25 protein-coding genes and 1 pseudogene are annotated in these 19,611 nt (G+C 40.8%); 9 read left to right on the forward strand and 17 right to left on the reverse strand.

Annotated features, from left to right (window positions below):
* Positions 1-2 precede the first annotated feature (2 nt).
* Positions 3-473 (forward strand): DinB family protein, encoded by a 471-nt coding sequence (locus tag QWT69_RS15240; protein WP_317967071.1) that lies wholly within the window; start codon positions 3-5, stop codon positions 471-473.
* A gap of 63 nt (positions 474-536) precedes the next feature.
* On the forward strand, positions 537-815 hold the full coding sequence (locus QWT69_RS15245) for a hypothetical protein (RefSeq protein ID WP_317967073.1): 279 nt from the start codon (positions 537-539) through the stop codon (positions 813-815).
* Positions 816-929: 114 nt separating this feature from the next.
* Here the strand turns inward: QWT69_RS15245 and QWT69_RS15250 are convergent, their stop codons facing one another.
* The 13 genes and pseudogenes from QWT69_RS15250 to QWT69_RS15310 form a co-directional block, all read right to left on the reverse strand.
* Positions 930-1,319 (reverse strand): hypothetical protein, encoded by a 390-nt coding sequence (locus QWT69_RS15250; RefSeq protein WP_317967075.1) that lies wholly within the window; start codon positions 1,317-1,319, stop codon positions 930-932.
* A gap of 132 nt (positions 1,320-1,451) precedes the next feature.
* The gene (locus tag QWT69_RS15255) at positions 1,452-2,369 is read right to left on the reverse strand and encodes an NUDIX hydrolase (RefSeq protein ID WP_317967077.1); all 918 of its coding nucleotides are present in this window, start codon (positions 2,367-2,369) and stop codon (positions 1,452-1,454) included.
* A gap of 104 nt (positions 2,370-2,473) precedes the next feature.
* Complete coding sequence (nadR, locus tag QWT69_RS15260; RefSeq protein WP_317967079.1) at positions 2,474-3,529, reverse strand: multifunctional transcriptional regulator/nicotinamide-nucleotide adenylyltransferase/ribosylnicotinamide kinase NadR; 1,056 nt, start codon at positions 3,527-3,529, stop codon at positions 2,474-2,476.
* Positions 3,530-3,576: 47 nt separating this feature from the next.
* Entirely contained in the window at positions 3,577-4,290 is a 714-nt protein-coding gene (gene pnuC, locus QWT69_RS15265; protein WP_317967081.1) for a nicotinamide riboside transporter PnuC, read from the reverse strand.
* A gap of 207 nt (positions 4,291-4,497) precedes the next feature.
* A complete protein-coding gene (locus tag QWT69_RS15270) occupies positions 4,498-5,463 on the reverse strand; it encodes a S66 family peptidase (protein WP_317967083.1) in 966 nt (321 codons plus the stop codon).
* Complete coding sequence (locus QWT69_RS15275) at positions 5,464-5,931, reverse strand: GNAT family N-acetyltransferase (RefSeq protein WP_317967085.1); 468 nt, start codon at positions 5,929-5,931, stop codon at positions 5,464-5,466.
* A gap of 132 nt (positions 5,932-6,063) precedes the next feature.
* Positions 6,064-6,567 carry an NUDIX hydrolase gene (locus QWT69_RS15280; RefSeq protein WP_317967087.1) on the reverse strand — a complete coding sequence of 168 codons (504 nt, stop codon included), beginning with the start codon at positions 6,565-6,567 and terminating at the stop codon, positions 6,064-6,066.
* Positions 6,568-6,569: 2 nt separating this feature from the next.
* Positions 6,570-7,286 (reverse strand): nucleotidyltransferase domain-containing protein, encoded by a 717-nt coding sequence (locus QWT69_RS15285; protein ID WP_317967089.1) that lies wholly within the window; start codon positions 7,284-7,286, stop codon positions 6,570-6,572.
* 23 nt (positions 7,287-7,309) lie between these two features.
* A complete protein-coding gene (locus QWT69_RS17345) occupies positions 7,310-7,732 on the reverse strand; it encodes an NUDIX hydrolase (protein WP_317971129.1) in 423 nt (140 codons plus the stop codon).
* A pseudogene (locus QWT69_RS17350) lies at positions 7,724-8,251 on the reverse strand (GNAT family N-acetyltransferase); the annotation flags it as partial. The pseudogene QWT69_RS17350 and the gene QWT69_RS17345, both read right to left, overlap by 9 nt.
* Positions 8,252-8,512: 261 nt before the next feature.
* Positions 8,513-9,058 carry a GrpB family protein gene (locus QWT69_RS15300; RefSeq protein WP_317967091.1) on the reverse strand — a complete coding sequence of 182 codons (546 nt, stop codon included), beginning with the start codon at positions 9,056-9,058 and terminating at the stop codon, positions 8,513-8,515.
* Positions 9,058-9,588: an AAA family ATPase gene (locus QWT69_RS15305; RefSeq protein WP_317971131.1), complete on the reverse strand. Its 531-nt coding sequence runs from the start codon at positions 9,586-9,588 to the stop codon at positions 9,058-9,060. The genes QWT69_RS15300 and QWT69_RS15305 overlap by 1 nt, the downstream gene beginning before the upstream one ends.
* Positions 9,589-9,593: 5 nt before the next feature.
* Positions 9,594-10,415, reverse strand: coding sequence for a VanW family protein (locus tag QWT69_RS15310; protein WP_317967093.1), 822 nt, complete (start codon positions 10,413-10,415; stop codon positions 9,594-9,596).
* A 184-nt stretch (positions 10,416-10,599) separates the two neighbouring features.
* Between QWT69_RS15310 and QWT69_RS15315 the strand changes: the two genes are divergently transcribed.
* Genes QWT69_RS15315 through QWT69_RS15330 form a run of 4 tightly spaced genes read left to right on the forward strand, consistent with a single transcriptional unit; the run spans position 10,600 to position 12,997 of the window.
* Positions 10,600-11,319, forward strand: coding sequence for an ABC transporter ATP-binding protein (locus QWT69_RS15315; protein WP_317967095.1), 720 nt, complete (start codon positions 10,600-10,602; stop codon positions 11,317-11,319).
* 16 nt (positions 11,320-11,335) lie between these two features.
* Positions 11,336-12,079, forward strand: a complete 744-nt coding sequence (locus QWT69_RS15320) for an ABC transporter permease (RefSeq protein ID WP_317967097.1) — start codon at positions 11,336-11,338, stop codon at positions 12,077-12,079.
* 52 nt (positions 12,080-12,131) lie between these two features.
* Positions 12,132-12,590: a LytTR family DNA-binding domain-containing protein gene (locus tag QWT69_RS15325; RefSeq protein WP_317967099.1), complete on the forward strand. Its 459-nt coding sequence runs from the start codon at positions 12,132-12,134 to the stop codon at positions 12,588-12,590.
* A complete protein-coding gene (locus QWT69_RS15330) occupies positions 12,587-12,997 on the forward strand; it encodes a DUF3021 domain-containing protein (RefSeq protein WP_317967101.1) in 411 nt (136 codons plus the stop codon). The genes QWT69_RS15325 and QWT69_RS15330 overlap by 4 nt, the downstream gene beginning before the upstream one ends.
* A gap of 412 nt (positions 12,998-13,409) precedes the next feature.
* On the opposite strand, the gene QWT69_RS15335 is transcribed toward QWT69_RS15330, so the two are convergent.
* Positions 13,410-13,811, reverse strand: coding sequence for a hypothetical protein (locus QWT69_RS15335; protein ID WP_317967103.1), 402 nt, complete (start codon positions 13,809-13,811; stop codon positions 13,410-13,412).
* 144 nt (positions 13,812-13,955) lie between these two features.
* On the opposite strand from QWT69_RS15335, the gene QWT69_RS15340 reads away from it, so the two are divergent.
* Positions 13,956-14,204 carry a DUF3021 domain-containing protein gene (locus QWT69_RS15340; RefSeq protein WP_317967105.1) on the forward strand — a complete coding sequence of 83 codons (249 nt, stop codon included), beginning with the start codon at positions 13,956-13,958 and terminating at the stop codon, positions 14,202-14,204.
* A 137-nt stretch (positions 14,205-14,341) separates the two neighbouring features.
* Here QWT69_RS15340 and QWT69_RS15345 read toward each other — a convergent pair whose 3' ends face one another.
* The 3 genes from QWT69_RS15345 to QWT69_RS15355 form a co-directional block, all read right to left on the reverse strand.
* Positions 14,342-15,538: a class I SAM-dependent rRNA methyltransferase gene (locus QWT69_RS15345; RefSeq protein ID WP_317971133.1), complete on the reverse strand. Its 1,197-nt coding sequence runs from the start codon at positions 15,536-15,538 to the stop codon at positions 14,342-14,344.
* A gap of 88 nt (positions 15,539-15,626) precedes the next feature.
* Positions 15,627-16,223 carry a hypothetical protein gene (locus QWT69_RS15350; protein ID WP_317967107.1) on the reverse strand — a complete coding sequence of 199 codons (597 nt, stop codon included), beginning with the start codon at positions 16,221-16,223 and terminating at the stop codon, positions 15,627-15,629.
* A gap of 463 nt (positions 16,224-16,686) precedes the next feature.
* Positions 16,687-17,406: a MerR family transcriptional regulator gene (locus QWT69_RS15355; protein WP_317967109.1), complete on the reverse strand. Its 720-nt coding sequence runs from the start codon at positions 17,404-17,406 to the stop codon at positions 16,687-16,689.
* 134 nt (positions 17,407-17,540) lie between these two features.
* On the opposite strand from QWT69_RS15355, the gene QWT69_RS15360 reads away from it, so the two are divergent.
* Together QWT69_RS15360 and QWT69_RS15365 are read left to right on the forward strand one after the other, a co-directional pair.
* Positions 17,541-17,921 (forward strand): BlaI/MecI/CopY family transcriptional regulator, encoded by a 381-nt coding sequence (locus QWT69_RS15360; protein WP_317967110.1) that lies wholly within the window; start codon positions 17,541-17,543, stop codon positions 17,919-17,921.
* On the forward strand, positions 17,918-19,546 hold the full coding sequence (locus QWT69_RS15365; RefSeq protein WP_317967112.1) for a M56 family metallopeptidase: 1,629 nt from the start codon (positions 17,918-17,920) through the stop codon (positions 19,544-19,546). The genes QWT69_RS15360 and QWT69_RS15365 overlap by 4 nt, the downstream gene beginning before the upstream one ends.
* Positions 19,547-19,611 lie beyond the last annotated feature (65 nt).

Here is a 19,611-nt window from a genome sequence, read left to right on the forward strand (position 1 = left end):
TCATGAATTCATATATGCATGCAGCATTTAATCAGATAGAAGTGTTAATACAATCAGTAACTGAACTACTGGAAAAACTGGAACCTACTGATTTAGCGATCCAGCCTACAGAAAACAAATTTTCGGTTCGTCAGTTACTTGCCCATATGTCATTGATTTGCAAGGCAGATTTACTAATTTCAGATGAAACTTCCGAGGAGGAGATGAAAACCTTTTATTCCTCTATCTCCATTAGTACTACCGAAGAAATGAAAGAAGCTTTACTGTCCAATTTTTCGATTTTGAAAAAACGCTATCTCAATTACTCCGAGGAAGAGCTACTGCAAACGACAACATCTTACTGGGGAGTATCCTATACACGATTTGAGTGGCTACTAGAAATCTCTTCTCACCTCTATCACCACAGAGGACAGTTACACGCCATGCTTGTTCATTGTTCAGGAAAAGATCCGCAGGTATCATTATTTGAATAAATGAAAAGCAAGATTCTACATTACGCAAATTGAAAATTTTTATAGTCATAAAGGAGACCTGAAATGGAAATTAACTTGATAAATTTGCTGTTTTTAATTGCTGTTCTATGTATACTCGTTACTGTTTTGAAAATTAATCGTCATGTTAAAGGGATTAAATATACCCTAGACCAGTTGTCTAAACATAACGATGTTCCAGAAAACCAGATAAATGATGAATTACGACAATTAATTGTCATGGGTGAAAAGATTAAAGCAGAAAAAATAGCACGAAAAACATTGGGGCTTTCATTGTTGGAAGGTAAGCAGTATGTTGATAATTTGAAGGTGAACAAAAATTAAGGGCATTTGGGATATTCTTCACCGCATGAGTCGAATAAAAAAGCACCCACAAAACACTGAATTCCACATTCAATGTTGTGCAGGTGCTCTTCAAATTTACAAAATACGTTGACCTCATAGCTCTAGCTCATCGCTCATCTCAAACACGTCAAAAATATTCGGGCCGATAATAAGTGACATGATCTTGCCCTTTTTTTCAAAGTAATGGACATTCCCTACGCGTTTGTCTTCAAGTTCCGTCCATCCCCATCTTTGGATCTCTTCTAAATAATCTTCAGGCGGGGTACCTTCTTCATCCCCTATGCCTTTCAATTTGTATTTAGCCGACTTCGCAATGACTGTGGTACAATCCTCTGCCTTCACTTCATACGCATTTTTCGGAACCGGGAATCCTTCATTGATAACGGCCATACGGTAGCCGTCCTGTTCTGTATATTCATAGACACAACCACTCATAACGGCAGCTGCAACAACTAGTAGTACTGGCAACAATACACGCTTCACGTCGATAACCTCCTCACGGAAACTTCACAATCTATTACTCTCAGAGTAATAGGAAAATTGCCGTTTGTCATCCGACGTATTTGTGAACTTTTTCAGTACCATTAAAAAGATCCTTCGATTCGTAGTACTGACCTATTTCCACTGTTCATACACCCACGCCGCATTGTATCTATATAGCTTTGACGGTCTGTAGGCACCTGTTTTGATTTCTTTTCCCGTATCGACTACCATATTCTCCACATGCCGGCGGAACTGGACTTTGTTCAGCTCCTTATCCAAAATTACTTCATATATTTGTTGCAAATCTGGCAATGTAAACTCTTCACCCGCCAGATTGAATGCGATATTCGTGTAGTTCACTTTTCCACGCAACCGCTCGAGTGAATACAGGATAATTTCCGTATGGTCGAAGGCAATCCCGTTCCGTTCAATAATTGTCACGGCCGTTCTCGTGTTCGCTCCTTCTGTAACGGTAATTTTCTCAATTGTCCCCGATACTATCACTTCTCCGGAAACCAGTTTCAGTTCAATTTTTTCCGTCCTGGTCACCGTCCCATCTACCCGTTCATCCCGGGACTCCGTTACACGATCCTTCACCGTAAACCATCTGACATCTTCCGCATCGTCACCTGCCTGAAGTGGTGGCAACTTCTCTTGGTCGACCAACGCCAGATAACTGACACTCACAATTCTCATCCGTGGGTCACGGTCTACCGCACTCCACGTATAAAGCTGCTCTGCATAAACGCCATCCACTCCTGTCTCCTCTTTCAGCTCACGTTGCACTGCCGTTTCTACGTCCTCGTCAATTCCCATGAATCCGCCCGCAAGTGCCCAGTCTCCCTTATACGGATGCCCCCCTCGCCGGATGAGCAACACTTGCAGTTCTTTATCTGCTTTCTTCCGATTATCCGTCACCTTCTTTGTCGCAACGGTGAAGATCGCCATATCTGTTGCAATTGATGGTTTTTCATACTTGTCCTTTTCCGTCTTTTTATATTGATCAATAAACTCCGTCTCACTAAGTTTTTGTAAATCTTTTTCTTCCATAGCTCTTTGCTCCTTTCAATCGTTTCACTTAGTTGCATACTAATACTATCCACGCTCTATTGCAACCAACTAAAAAAGAAGGGCTGCTCGGAACCCTTCTTCTCTTACTTCGTAATTAGGCTTGTAATCTGTGCAATCGATCGGTCTAGCCGTTCCTCATAGTTACCGCTAATGGAAACGAACTCGATGCCCCGTTCTTCAAACATCTTTTTCAATAGCGCATTCGTTTGTTCCCGGACGACCGGGTCACTGAATGTACGGTAACCGTCCGCCACCCACTTCACATCCGGTTCTAAAAATAAGTACAAATCATAATCCTGTGCCTGAATGGCCCCTTCGATAAACGGCAGCTCGCATCCAAAATACATCTTGGCATAATACTGCGTTACGACTGCCTCACTATCGATGAACAACAGCTTATTCGCCTTTTTCAACTTTTGATACTCCATATGCTTATGTCCGAATACAATCTCCTTATAATGCTCTTCCGTCAGCAATGAGCTACCGTCTCCGATTTCTTCACTCACTGTACGACCATATTCCTCCACATACTCCGTACCGAAAAGCTGCGCTAGATTCCTCGTCAAAGTGGACTTTCCGCAAGATTCAACACCAACAATGGCAACCTTCTTCGTATAATAAGGCTTCGCCGCCTCGGGGATCATGTCCCAATTGGCATAGATTCCCTCATTACGAATCTTCGTTGCGCTGATGGGGAAGATTTCACGTGCTTCGTCAATGACGACATGGATGACTCCCTCTCCGTAAATCCGTTTGAACCATGTATCATACTCACTTTCCGAACTAAAAATATGGGTGATTTGTTCGGGAATCGCTTCGAGCATTTTCCGACCACCCTCCATCCACATGTACTCCGCATCCGGCGAATAGGGTTCTTCGACCGCTAATACTGTAACATTGGACATGTTTTTTACGGATGTCGTAATCCACTGCTGGCGTCTTTTGAAATCAATATAATCCAAGCCTGCTTCTTTACATAGCTTTCTGTCCCGCTCTTCATCATAACTGACGAGCACATACAACTTATCGACCTGTGCAGCAGCTTTCGTTATTGCATATAAATGTCCTTTATGAAATGGAATGAATTTCCCTCCATAATGGCCTACCGTCATCTTTGACTCCCTTTGTGCATTTTCCATCGTCATCTACTCCCTTTTCAATTATCTTTTATTCAGGTTATTTTTCTTCATTCATTTTTGTTTTGCACTTTCGATAACTTTACCCAATTCACATATCCATACACTGAGTTTACAAGAAACGCAGTCCACATAATGACCATATTCCAATCGTTGCCGCCTGTCTGTAATAATGTTATGACCCATAACGTAATTGTCAAGACATTTACCAATATCCAAATCACCCACTGTTCAGCATACCGTTGCACCATTAAAATCTGAGCGATTACCGAAAGGACGACTGCCATACTGTCGATTCGAACTTGCTGTGCAGACAACAATGTCAATAACTCCGCATAAACGAGTGCCCCTATAACAAATGAACCGCCTACAAATGCCCAGCCTTTTAGCGTCAGCCTCTTCACATAAACGTTCTCACCTTGCGCTGATTCTTCTTTTTTCTTGTAATGTTTCATCCACATCCAAATTCCAATAAACTGCATCGGGAAATAAAACAACCAGTTCAACATTGACTCTCCATATAACCCGTATCCGTACGCTATATAGCCATATGTGACCGTTTGCACAATCCCGAAAAGATAGTTGGATACCTTCCCTTTCGCCACAAGCACCACACATAGCATCCCGGCAATTGAACTGATCAAACCAAGAAACGTATCTTGAAATGCAAAATACAGATAGACCGTGACCCCCGTGAATACCGTTACCCATAACTTCTCAAACATCGACCAATCTGCCAAGTACCTCTTTAATTCCCCGACCATTTCATACTCCCCCTCGCCTTAGTTACTAATTGTATCTAAGTATTAAACTTAGTATATGGTTGTATCTATGTATTGTCAACTACTATTTGCGCACAAAAAAAAGCCCTCACCGTCGCGCTTTTTAAAATCGCAGGTGCAAGCTTCTTTGTTTTTATTCGTGTTCAAACTGTTTAACATAATTTCTATAATTTTTCAGGTGAGAGTCTCTTAGAACTTAATCAATTCCAACTGACTTTCTGAAGCATCCAACTGTACTTCCCCACCAATCGGAAACGTGAACAGTGGTTGTGTATGCCCGAAATCCACATCGTATAACACGGGGATTTCTTTCAGCAATGGGTGCTTATCTAGAATGAACAGCAGTTGTTCCTCCGAAATGTTCGATGCACGCTGGAACCTACCGATTACTAGTCCATTAAGTGATTGTGTATTTTGCAGAAGTGACGTCAGATCCCTTGCGAAAGTTTCAGGAATGGTCATTTCATCATCTTCCACAAACAGTATGGCATTTTCGATTCTAGGCATATATTTCGTGCCTTGCAGTAAGTTGAGCGTACAGAGATTTCCACCCCATAGCTGACCTGTTGCAACTCCCGGCGTATAAGTTTTCCATGCAGACTTCTCAAAGTTACGATTCTCTTGGTCTAAATACCAAGCATCATCGCTCCATTCAACAGATGCCTGCACAACATAAGGCGTATCATGCATCAGACATTTCATGAAATGTTCCGTTTGGTATGCTTGCCCTTTTTTCATTTGAAAACTTGAAAAATGAGGGCCGGAATACGTTACCATTCCCGTTTGTGTAGTAATCGCTGTAGCGATGGCTGTAATATCGCTATAACCACAGAAAACTTTCGGATTCTTTTTTATGAGATCATAATCGATATAAGGCAATAACTCGTTTGAATTAAACCCACCGATTACAGTCAGAATACCTTTCACGTTTGCATCCTCAAATGCAGCATGCAAATCTTCTATTCTTTGCTCGATCGATGTTGAGCTTTGAATATCTGACTCAAAAACATTTTTGCCAAAGGTTACAGTAAAACCTAAGTTTTCTAACCGTTCCTTCGCAAACTGAACGCCTTCTCCAGATAAAATACTCGCACTTCGACTCGGTGCAACGATTCGTATTTCATCGCCCTTTTTAAGCTTCTGGGGGATTCGCATTTACATTCCTACTTTCTGTATGTTCAATTCAAGCCGAATCATATCCATGCATTGAATGCCATTTTCCATAATAATTTCATCATATTGATCCACAAAAAAGTCTTGGATCACACCCGTAATGCGAAATCCGCATTTTTGATAGAGCGCAAGCTGCCCGATACTGGAATTGCCTGTGCCGATTTCAGCGGTTACATAGCCATTCTTTTTTGCAATACGAATCGCTGCGATCACAAGCTTTTTTCCAATTCCTTGGCATTGGAGGTCTTCACGGACGGCGATATTTTTGATTTCTATTGTTTCTTTGTGCAGTTCTACTAGTACAAAGACCCCAATAATTCCACTCTTCTCCTCGATAATATAACATTCACCATCCGCTAAGTATGTATCGACTAGTTGACGAGATGGATCAGCTAGAAGGAGGAGTTTGTATGGAGGTGATTCATGAGGTTGCAGTTTTCTAGTTTGCATTCAGACCACCTGTTTCTTTTTATTATCCTAGCGTCAAATAGGAGTTCCATCTTTTGGGGTTACTGCAAATCTCTTCACAACCTGCTTATCCTGACTTGCTAAGTACATTTTTTATGCAATAGATGACATATCTTATTCACTAGATAACCTATTAAAATGTATGGCCGCCTCCATGATTTCTTCATATCCCTTCTGCCAGCCTTTGTGATAACTACTAGCCTCTTCCGGCGGAATTAACGTCCGCTCCGATGACTCAAATGCCGCGTCAAATGGGAAGAATTCTGTAATATCCATCCGAAAGAACACCTGATAGCCCACTCTCGGATAAGGACTTGTTTCAGTCCATAATGGATTTTCCTCATGATTCACTTCGATGGCACCAAGAAAATGACAATTACCTTGAACATACGCTTCTTCTAACACTTCACGGTGGATACAGGCTTCTACTGTTTCACCAGCTTCAATATGCCCTCCCGGAAAATCCCACCCTCTATGATTTAAATTAACCATTAACAACTTTTCTTCATAAAAACAAAATGCATGGACACTTGTGATCAGCTCTCGCTCGGGCATCAGATCCTGAATCCACGTGAGCTTCAATTTATGTCCGCCCCAATCTACGAATGTGAACGACATGACTACTCCTCTCCCTTCCCCATGGAATATCCTTCAAATAACCTTCCTCCATGCGGTTTCAAAATCTCATCTACAATCAGTATTATCCCTGATTTATCTCCGGTTCTATAAAATGTAGTAAATGTATCGATAAATCTTTTGGCGAAAGCCTCGTCGTATTGCTTCAGTGCTCTAACAATCCATTTTGATGCGCCAATCCATTGGCAATTTGTCCGGAGTACATACTCATGGATCGCTTCAGCAAGTGCATTGGCGATGAATAATGATTCTGCACTATTTTCCGTACCGATTAAATCCTCTAGCATATCTGTTATCATATAGCGTTTTGTTAGCAACGTTTCTGTCGACCAAGGCTCTGGTCCTTTTTTCAAAATCTCACATGCTTCATTTTTAATACTCGAAAGGATTCCAGTATCAACGAGAACAATTCCTTCGGCGACCATTTTTGGTAAGGAAGGCCGAGCTCTTTCTACATCCATTTTAAAAAATGCTTTATAGGACGTGTGAGTATGAACAAATACTTCAATTGGCCAACCATAGTCAATATGTGATTCGCGATTGGAGGATCTTACAGCATTATCAAAAATAACGATATCAAGATCAGAGGTCGTGGTAGCTTCGCCTCTGACGACACTCCCTGCGAGAATAGCAGCCTGACAATGCGGGAAGTTTTCATCAACAAAACGTTTGGCAGCGAGTGGCGGCAACAATCTCAACATTCCTCTTTCCTCCTATACTTTTTCTAGTCCACTAGTTTCGTTAATATCTCGGCAATTTCCATTGGACGCACATCATGTGAAACGAGCTTGTCAATTGGTAACCACATCGGCTCGTAACTACCTTGATTACGATTTTCTTCATATTCTTCTCCACTTCCTGTTCCAAATGTCCCGCCTATGATTTCTGATAAGAAAAATTGTTGCACACCATTAAAGTGGACCTTTCCGATGCTTTCTTTAATTTCAATATGCACACCTAATTCTTCAAATGCTTCCCGGATAGTAGCTTGTTCCGGGCTTTCACCTTCTTCAATACCACCACCAGGAAACACGTAATATTCTTGTCCTTCACGTATTCTTTTGATGACGGCAACTTTTCCTGACTCAATGATAACGGCCGATCCCCGATTCCGGAGTTCTACGCACTTACCTCTAACATACTCAATCACCCAACAATCCCTATACTCCCCTTCATGCCATTCGTGCTTTGGTAGCAGCTTCACCTTTTCAAATCCGCATTTCTCATAGCAGCGGATTGCTCGCTCATTCCACGTTTGAGGGTCCATGACAATGCGGTCCGCACCTTTCTCGGTCAATAAATACTCCACAATTGTCTCAATAAGTTGTGTACCGATACCTTTATTCCAATAGGCTGGCTCCCCTATGAACTGATCCATGCCATACATAACTTCAGCAGGATTTGAATAGCCATACACCTTTCTTTCTTCATCTCCTACGGGATAAAACTGAATGTACCCAATCGGGGCTTCATCATATATTATCAAGCAACGAGTTTCATTGTCCGCTTCTCCAAAAAAGTCTTCTTCTACTTTCGCCATGTCTAGCGGCCGATCCCTACCTTCATAAAACTGAAGAACTTCAGGATTTGACAACCACTTAGCTAAAGGAAATTTATCCTCTTCTAGGAGTTCTCGGATAGCTAATCGACCATTTCGAATTAACATTTCATATCCCCCATTAGATTCATGTACGCAAATCAATACTATTTTCAATTAATATAACGCGCCTTTGTTATAATTCCTGTACATAGAGGATATAGTGAAATATATCGCAACGATGTTGTCGCATCATTGCGGATCTTCAATAGAATAGATTCCTGTTTGGCTATCAGCATCACGTCAGGCAATAATCCACCCGATCGGCTAAAACTCAAGGGTGAATTATTTCTTTTGTGACATCGAGTTTACTAATGCAATGAATCTATACTACTTAGCAGATAATTCTTTCTCCGCCAACCCCACGACTTCATCCACAAACGCTTTCTTCGCGTCCGCATAATACCGCTCATTATTTGGATATTTCACCGCAAGTTCCTTCTTCAACGTTTCATATTCTATTGCTACATCTGGATGCTCATTCAAATAATCCCTGAACAATGTATGTTGCTGCCACCAATCACCTTTGTGTTCAACGACATGGTAGACATGCGTTTTTGTCAGTGCTTCTAAATCCGAAAACTTCGCATAGACGACTTTCCCTTCAACTTCCACGCGTCCTAACTGATAGATATCGGCATCTCTCAAAAGATATTTATCGAATTTCTTCGCATCGTCCAATGCCTGCACGCCGATTAAGACATCAATCATCGGCTTCGCTGCAATTCCTTCAATCGCTGTACTCCCGATATGCTGAATGTCCACGATATGCTCACCAATCAACGATTCCAATAGCACTTTCTCCTGTTCAAAAAGCACTTTCCATTTCGGATCATACGCAGTTAACGCTACTACGTCTTTATCCAAACCTAACATTATGACTTCACTCCCTGTCCAATCTCTTTGCAGATGGACTCCGCAATCTCTTCTATACTGACATCATCAGTCTTAATTAATTGATTCACATCAAAATCCTTAAATCCTTCCAGACACTTATCCGTCTGCACGAAGCACCAATTGCCTTCCTCTTCCCCTCGTTCGATAAGCCGCTTGTGGATTGTTTCTTTTTCCGCAACTAAACAAAAATGATACGTTTCAGAATCCATCTCTAAAAAACCATCATGAATCGTATTAAAATAGTCCTTATTATAAATCGTCATCGGTACAATTAAGTCCTTGCCATATGTCTCGCGAAGTTGTCTAGCCACTTCAACCGTTAACGGTTTCCACATATTCAAGTCTTGGAAATCCCCTGTCCGCTCATTTTCAAGCTTCACATCTTCCGGTATGATATGCCGAAGCATGAACCCCACCACTTCCGGATCAAACAGCATTGCCCCATCCATCTTGCTCAATAACTCATTTGCAACAGATGTCTTTCCGACACCGAATGCGCCGTTTATCATAATGATCAATTCGTTTCCCCCTCGTATGTCAGAAATGGCTCATACATCGTGATTGCATGATTTTCGGTGATAAATTCATCATCGATTTCATTTCCCTCTGCGTCATACACTTTCCTATAAATCGTATTATGGCGTACATAGCCGCCCCATAATTCTCGTGTGAAATGATGCTCTTTTTCATAGATTTCATATGTACGGGTTGTAGGCGTTGTCGACCGCCACTCTCCATTGAGGTGCGTGTCTGTTACATAAATGATTAGCTGGAAAGGCGTCTGTGTTTCGTTCTTTATTTGCAAATCCAAGTAGTTATAGGCGCAAGTTGCTCCGCTTCCGAACGGTTGACTGCGATTCGAATCGGGAAACACGTCGTAACTGTGGCGATAGCGCTCCGTTACGGTGAGTGGCGTATGTAAAGTGATCCAGTAGAGAAGATTGGATAGTTGGCAAAGCCCACCCCCTACGCCAACCGTCACTTTTCCATAATGCAGAATCATGCCGTCCACATACCCTTTTCGTCGCGACGTGTTACCAAGCAATCGCCAGTATGAAAATGTCTCCCCAGGCTGAATGACCACTTTATTCAACTGCTTTGCCGCAATGGACAAGTTCGTGATTTTATTGTATTGGAGCTGCATATCGACATCTTTCAATTGTCGCAGCAAAGGTGTCCGATGCTTCTTGAAGACATATGGGAATTTCTCTTCAGATCGATTGCGTGCATATTTCTTCCCGTCAAACATCCACTCACCAAAACGTTTGAACCGATATACTTTCTTCCCTATATAAATTCTAGCTTTACTACGCTTGACAGGCTGTAATGAAACCATTTACTCACCTCCCCATTTATGTAATTCTACAAAGATTCACCATTCTCCTTTTCTACGCCATGCATCTTACGTCTGAATTTCTGCCACTGGCCGACCCAAATGAGCCAGTCACTGAAAATGAGCAGACGAATGTACGATTTCTTTCTATAGTAGAGATACAAAGAACAACAACGGAGGAATGACGATGGCGATTGTACGAGTAAATCAATTGAAGAAGGCGTATGGAGTGAACAAGGTTTTACGGGGCATTGACTTTACCGCTCAAGCTGGGGAAATCATTGGTGTGATTGGTAAAAATGGAGCTGGAAAATCTACTTTTCTAGAGATTCTAATGACACTAAAGCCGTATGACGAAGGAAATGTACTTATGTTTGATAAAGAGCTGAGAACGTTATCACAACACCAACTTGAAGATGTACGCAAACAGATTTCAGTCGTTTTGCAGCCTACACAGTTTTACAAAACATTGAAGGTTGTTGAATTGCTCAATCTGTTCAAAGCGTATTACAAGTCGCCAATCAATATTGAAAAGATTATTGTTGATTTTAAATTGGAGCCTTACCGAAAAAAGTATTTCGATAAATTATCCGGTGGTTGGAAACAGATTGTGAGTTTGGCGATTGCGTTTCTATCAGAACCCAAATTGCTCATTTTAGATGAACCAACCACTGGCCTGGACCCGCATATGCGAAACATGCTGTGGACATATATTACGGACTACAATAACCGTACGGGCGGTACTGTTATTTTAACAACACATAATATGGATGAAGTTGAATTGTACTGCGATAAAGTTATGCTGTTGAATAATGGAGTAGGCGAAACTTTTGATACAACAAAAAGAATTTTAGATTCAGGCTATAAATCTATTCACGACTTTTATCTTTCAAAAGTATCGATCTAAATTAGGAGGAGTTCAAATGTTAGTAAATCAGCTAAAGTATGATCTAATCATGTTTTCAAGGGAATTGTTTTACCTCGTTTTCACGATCATCGTTCCCCCTGTCACCTATTTGTTCATGGGGGAGCTATTCGGAGATTCCATGTATGCTGGCGGCCTTAATTATGCAGAAACGTATACACCTTCATTTATATTACTCATCACATTCGGTGTTGTCTTTTTCGCCTTCGGATTCGACCAGGTGATGAACCGGACAACTGGCGTGGAAAAGCGAATCAGCTTATCACCGGTTCCGAAGAAAATACTTTTACTTTCAAACATACTTAAATCGATCATCATTACAAGTTTCGGCTATTTCTTAGTGTTTTTCATTGGAATGATTGTCTATGATCTTTCATTTGAACTACTTACCTTCCTTGCATCATTCGGTTTCTTTATACTGCTGAATGCCGCACTGCTTATCATTTCATCGGCAATCTATTCGTTATTCACAAGTATGAATGCAGCGTTAGTCTTTTCCATAGTCATTTTCCAAGTAGGAATGATTTCAGGTGGATACGCGATGCCCGTTGACATGATGCCGAAATTTGTCCAGACGATTGCTAATTTCAATCCCCTCTATCATATGAATCAATTATTTATTGCTGTGTGGAATAGCCAATTCACTTTGGATAATGAATCGCTCCTTTCAATTGGCTACATTCTCGGATGTGTTGTCATTTCACTACTACTTCTTCGGTTTGTAAATAAAATGAGGAATTGAGTTAGTAAATGGTACGATATGAGAAGTACTCATTTCTGGGGGGATGCGACGTATGAAAGTTTCATTGGACATCGATAGCGATTATGAGGAAACAAAAGTGACAATCCACTGCAATGAAGTGGATGAGTCCATAAAAGAGATTTTGGATTTTCTAAAAGGTAAAAAGACGGAATTTCTTGTTGGACGGGATGGGGAAATGCAACATATTTTAAAACCCGATGACATTCATTACTTCCATACGGAAAATGAAGCAGTTATCGCCGTTACTTCAGAGGGGTCCTTCACACTGAAAGAGAAATTATATGAGCTAGAGGACATGCTGTCGTCTACGAAATTCATCCGGCTATCCAAATCAGTTATAGCGAATTTACATGAGTTAAGCCGGTTCGAGGCCTCTTTCAACGGTACTCTTTGTGTTCATTTCAAATCCGGCGCGAAAGAATACGTTTCTCGCACCTATGTCAGTGGCATCAAGGAAGCATTGAAATTGAACAGGAGGAAAAACGGATGAAAACATTTCTAACCAGAAGCTTACTCGGTATCTTTTTCGGGTCATTCCTTACACTCGTGGTGTTATTCGCAGTCATTTACATCGGCGGAAATGAAACATTGGATTCCTCTATTCTAGTTAAAAATGCACTCGGACAAGTCTTTTGCGGCTGGTTTTTCACCGTGACGCCGTTGCTATTTGAGAACGAGAGGCTAACATTGCCTGTTCAGACTGCGTTGCATTTCCTCTGTGTATCCGTCCTCTATTTCATCGTCGCCTTCGTATTGGGCTGGGTTCCCTTCACAGTGGGCGGATTCATCGGCATACTCGGTCTATTCATAGTGGTATACGCCATAATTTGGTCGGCTTTCTATATGTACTTCAAAAAGCAGGCGGAGAAGTTGAATGAGGAATTGAATGGGTTGTGATGGCGTGTGGGTAACTAGTCTTTAAATCCCGATTTGGTGATATGTTTTTCTATTCGATCGATATATACAATCTTTCAATCGATAAATGCAAAAAAAGCCATCTCTGCGGATAATTCCACTGGAGATGGCTTTCAATTTCATTTCAATTTCTGCAATATGACGACTTTCAAGTAGTTGAATTCCTGACAACCTTTTGCAAGTTAGGATTCTCATTACATTCATATTACAAAAGAACTTTCTGCGATGTCGACGAATTAGCAAATCAAATACTATAAATGATTGACCTCTCAATCAATTCTATCATTTATCAGGAAAATGGATTACCAAATAGATTAGCTAAAATGAAGCCAACTAGTATACCAAGTAACAGTAGACCGCATATTTTTAAAACCTTCATTTTAATGTCCTCCCATTATTGTTTCATATTGCTATAAGACTCGATCTGACAATTTCCTTGATCATTACATATGCTTAAGTTTCCTTGCGCTGTAACTGTAATATAATATCCGGTTGGATAACTTTTACCCGTAAACCAACCTTCTAAATGTTCTAATCCATAAGCCACCCAATCTGCTGCGCTATGTCCAGTGGTATATTGAATAGCACCATCAACCAAGTAACCAATTAAAATACCTGCCAGAAACACTCCTACTCCTCCACCTAATTCTTGAACCTCACCGTTGGCACTTATTAATTCATCGGAAGGAGAGGTTAGTGTGAATTTACTTGCAGAAACATATGAGGTTTGTGTAAGACCAACTAGTAAAAAAAACAAAAGCATAACCAGAAAATGTTTTATTATTACAATTTTCAATTTCTATTCCTCCAATTCTTTTAATATATTATAAAATACCCTAAAAATTAAAAATAAAACAAATAAACAAACAATTTTAATTTTGTATTATTTTATCAGTTTTAAATAATAATGTAAACACTTTAAATAAGTTTGAATTTTTTCTTGAACGCACCGTTTCTCCCTTACTTTTTACAACTTACGTTACCAGTTCACACATTGTTGCATTTCCTCTGTGTATCCGTCCTCTATTTCATCGTCGCCTTCGTATTGGGCTGGGTTCCCTTCACAGTGGGCGGATTCATCGGCATACTCGGTCTATTCATAGTGGTATACGCCATAATTTGGTCGGCTTTCTATATGTACTTCAAAAAGCAGGCAGAGAAGTTGAATGAGGAATTGAATGGGTTGTGATGGCGTGTGGGTAACTAGTCTTTAAATCCCGATTTGGTGATATGTTTTTCTATTCGATCGATATATACAATCTTTCAATCGATAAATGCAAAAAAAGCCATCTCTGCGGATAATTCCACTGGAGATGGCTTTCAATTTCATTTCAATTTCTGCAATATGACGACTTTCAAGTAGTTGAATTCCGGGAAGTCGCGGTTTGTACGGAAGTCCTTCGGCAATGAAGATTCTTCCAAAATCTTATATCGTGATCCTGCATCTTCAAACCCTTTGGCAATGAATGTCTTGAACTTCTTCATGCTGAAACTTGCATTGTTCGTTGAAGCAATGATGATGCCGTTTTTCTCCGTGATGGAGATTGCATCCATGATCAAAGCCGGATAATCTTTCGCTGTACTGAATGTGTATTTCTTGGACCGCGCGAAGCTTGGCGGATCGAGGACGACGACGTCGAATTTCAGCCCATGACGCTTTGCGTACTTGAAGTATTCAAAGACGTCCATCACTTGTATATTCTGTGCTTCGTAGTCAATCGCGTTGACACTGAACTGCTCAATCGTTTTCGCTAAGCTGCGTTTCGCCAAATCGACACTTGTCGTCTCGCGCGCCCCGCCGAGAACAGCTGCCACTGAAAAAGCGCCTGTATAGGAAAACGTGTTCAACACATGCTTGCCTTCCGAGTATTTGACACGCAACGCTTTACGCACATCGCGCTGGTCAAGGAAGATGTTTGTCATAGCGCCATCATTCAAGTCAACCGCGAAATTCATGCCGTTCTCTTTAATGATGATTGGGAAATCGCCAGGTTCTCCCTTTACGAAGTCATCCTGCTCGATGTACTGTCCCTTCGTGTCGAAACGCTTCTTCTCGTAGATTGCCTTATAGTCCATGATTTTATCCAACACACCATACACATGATGTTTCATCGAATAGATCCCTTCGCTATACCAGCTCACCATCAGATAGCCGTCGAAATAGTCAATCGTCAGACCGCCTATTCCGTCGCCTTCCCCGTTAAAAATACGGAATGCCGTAGTTCGTTCATCTTCAAAAAACGACTCCCGTCTTTCGATTGCCGCAGCAATTTTAGCTTCAAAAAACGGAAAATCGATTTCCTCATTGTCGTCTCTTGTCAAAACCCAGCCGATGCCTTTGTTCTGATTGCCGTAGTAGCCTTTTGCGATAAACTTTCGGAACTTGTCAACCAAACGAATGATTGTTCCTTCTTCACGCAAGACTTCAGGATTAATTACAGCTTCTCTCAAGATTAAGGGATAGCCTTTTTTCAAAGCCGCAATACTTTGTGCATTTACTTGTACATCAATTGTTTTCGTCATCATGTCATCCTCTTTACATCATTTTTTTCATTATCTCACTAAAAACTGAAAAAAGCTTCTCCTATAATTGAGAAGCTTTCCTCATTCATTAGGCAAGCAGACGAAACGCCAGACTTTTCCAGAGTCCCATCCGAATCGGACGTTCCGCTTGTTGCCCTCTTACTAATCGTAAATAGTTTTGCAAATTGCCTTCATATACAAGCTCCATATGTGGCAAACATGCCAAGTGATGTGGCATCGTCAGACAAGGATTTGTCAAAAGACGGTGCATCTCACTTTCCTGCATGACAGTTGCGACGAATTGCGAGCAAAAATATGCCCGTTTACGTATGATTTCTCTATTCAGCGCCACGCCGAACAAACCGATAAAGTTGTATTTATACTCATCCTGATTCATCTCGAACTGCACGATTTTCTGACGGATCCGCACATACGCTTCCGTCGAAACCTCACATCGATACACTGCACAAGCAGCGTCCTCAAAAATTCCAGTAGCTACATTTTCACGGACAAACCCACCTAAAAACGGATTGTACTGCTGCTTCCGTCCGAAACTATATATTTCAGTCAATTGCTCATCGAATGCGATGGATGCATGATTCAATTCCTTCTGCGTATACATGCCAATTGCCTTGGATAGCAATGTGCCAGTATCTGTCAGTACGATATAGATTGTTTTCGTCATTCTCCCAACCCCTAACTCATCTCTCTACAAGTATGTACAATCTCTCCCGGAAGCTAAACCGTCTGCAGGTGGAACCGTAAGTAAGTCTTGAGTTGCAGTCGTCTATAGACACAATACGCAAATTTTTTCTATATATGTATTATACGTGTCAACCATGCTCGGAGTTTCACCGGATTGAAATTTTAAACATATGTATGAAAGAATGAAAGGCAATATGTAGGCGGAATGAACAAGAACCTATTGATGGTTTTTCTATTATACTACGAATCACACTAACATTCCCTGTTTTCTTGAAAATAAAAAAAGTACCGTGTGTATAACCCACACGGCATTCAATTTCCTCCATAAACGCATAAGCTCATCAAAAGTCCATTTCTCTTCGGAAAAGTCCAAATCTGCCTGCAAAAGTCCATAATGTATCAAAGAAGTCCATATTTGCTTCTAGAACTCCTTCACCCTCTTCTCACTTCCCAGCATATACCTTCATCGCATCACGCATAAATTCCGCCAAGCCTTCCCCGAACTTGTCAATATTCTTCATGAAACGCTCATCCGCGACATACATTTCACCTAAACCAGCAAATGCTTCCAGCGAATAATCCCCCATTTTGTTTACACATGTGTACCATTCCCCGATTGCCTCTTGCGCTCCAACGGATTTAGGATCTGTTTGGCGGAGCTCAGCAAGTTTGAAATAAATGCGATTCATTTCCTCTTGCCCATCCTTACCAAAACCTGCAACATTCTTGTTTGCTTTATCAACAGCTTCGTTCCCCCAACGCTCCCTCGCTTCCTGCTCATATGGATTTGAGTCAAAGTCAAAACCCTTAAATTTCTCTTCGTTCGTCATCTCTCTTTCTCCTCTCTCAAATTGCAGCGTTTTGTCGATCGTCTCAATCATCGTGTCCAATTGCACGCGTTTCGCCATCAACATATTGCGTTGCAGCTCAAACGCCTCCAACCGATCAAATGTAGGACTTTTCAATAACTCAATGATTTTTTTCAAAGGAAAGCCAAGTTCACGAAAAAACAATATTTGCTGGAGTGTAGCTACGTTATCATCAGAATAAACACGATAACCCGCCTCCGTCAATGTATCCGGTACGAGTAAACCGATTTCATCATAATGGTGAAGCGTGCGCACACTTACACCTGATAATGCTGCCATCTGTTTCACTTTCATCGCTCTCGCCTCCCTTCATTACTTACTTTAAAGTATGACGTAACGTGAGAGTCAAGAAAAGAATTGACATCTCATTCTACAAGTGTAGAATACTAAATATAACGTTCTACATATGTAGAAGAAGGGAGGAAACAATGAAAAGATTACCTGATGCAGAACTTGAAATCATGTTGATCATTTGGGAGTCAAACGAAGGTGTTACGCGCAGTTATATCCAAGAACACCTGGATAAATCCAAAGTGCTTGCACCTACAACGATTCTGTCATTTTTATCAAGACTGACAACAAAAGGATTCTTAAGGATCGAAAAAGAAGGTAAAACGAATACGTACTATCCATTAGTGAGCCAAGAAGATTATGCGCATAGGGAAAGTAAAACGATGTTAGAGAAGTTTTTCGGGAACTCTGTGAAAAACTTTATCGCCCAATTAAATGATAGTAAAGCTGTAGACGAAGCGGAAATCCAAGAGTTAAGAGATTTTTTGGATAGCCTGCCCTCGGAGGATTCAAAATGATGATGCAAAAAATATTTTTGAATACGCTAGAAATATCCATCATGATGTCCATTCTCATTTTAGTCGTCTGTATGTGTTCACCGCTGTTAGAAAAAAAGTATAGTGCGCGATTACAGTATTTTGTTTGGCTAGCCATCATGATTCGCCTAATGTTGCCAATCCCATTTACGATTCCGGACGCACCAATACAAATTGATGCAGGACAAGTATGGCAAGAACCTACAACCTGGCAAGCCCCTTTTCTTTCGAACATTGCTCTACCCGAGGACGTACATAGTCAAGCTGAAACAATCACTAATGGCGATCAGAATCGTTTATGGTCAACCGCCTCTTTACTGAAATTCGGAACTTCGATTTGGATGATTGGAATCCTCCTATTTTCACTTTATCATCTGTTGGGCTATTTCTATTTTGTAAGGAACAACAAACGTTGGTCATTAGAAGCAACTCCTGAACAAAAAATCCTATTCGGGAAAGTGAAAGCTGATCTGGGCATTAAAAGAGCGGTCGCATTACGCCGATCGACTATCGTGAAAAGTCCGATGCTCTATGGCATTATTCAACCAACCGTTGTCATTCCGCATTTCGACTATCCAGAAACAGACTTATATTTAATTTTAAAACATGAGCTGACACATTTTAAACGACATGATATCGAAGTGAAATTTGTATTGTTCCTCGTACGAGCGCTTTATTGGTTTAATCCTTTTGTTCACTTACTCTCAAAGAAATTCAATGCAACAATTGAGATGATTTGTGATGAACATGTAATCAGTGGAAAAGATCAAGTGTATAAGAAACGCTATATGGAAACAATTTTGCATTCAGTTGAACACCAAACTTATAAATCAAGTGTATTCACATCAAATTATAACGGAGGGATTAAAGTGGTGAAAAAGAGATTTAAAAATATTTCATCAAGCAGTAGTAAAAAGAAAGGTCTCGTAGCCCTAGGTGCATTTGTTGTCATTTTCGCAGCTTCAAGTTCCCTCATCGTTTTCGGATCGGATGGAAATGATACAAATAAGACAGTTGAAGAACCTACTACAACAATTGGAGATGAAAATGCCTTAGCACCGGCAAAAGATACCACGCAGAAAAAAACGGATTCCACGGATCCTATTATCGGTGTCTATGGAGAATCAAAGCGTAATGCAACACTTGAAAAAACAATCATCGACTATTTCGAAATTCCAGAAGAAGACTTGGAAACGACCAAATACTACTATAATTATGTGGACTTAGATGGAGATGGGAAAGACGAAATTTTCACCGTCGTCATGGGGCCTTATTCAAGTGGTTCTGGCGGAAGCACTGCTTTGCTGTTGAAACAGAAGGATTCAGGTGAATTGCAATTGAACCAAGCTCTAACGCTTATTCAAACACCAGTCATTATAAGCGATAAGATGACTAACGGTTACAAGGAAATAATCGTCATGAATAGTGGTGGCGGAGCAGAAGGAAATTACGTTGCACTTACAGCTACTAATGGGAAGTATACGAGTGTAAATGATGGATCTGTACTTGAAGGACTGGAAGGTGTTACTGGAAAGTCTATTATTAGCAATGATATTGTGAAAGATATGGATGAAGACAAAGCGCTGTATTTAAAGAAAGCTGAATGAAGATGAGACAGAAAGGACCGCAAGTTGGTCCTTTTTTTATACCGATTAATTATCAAAGCGATCAC

It is taken from the genome of Sporosarcina oncorhynchi, from assembly GCF_033304615.1.
Taxonomy (GTDB): Bacteria; Bacillota; Bacilli; order Bacillales_A; family Planococcaceae; genus Sporosarcina; species Sporosarcina oncorhynchi.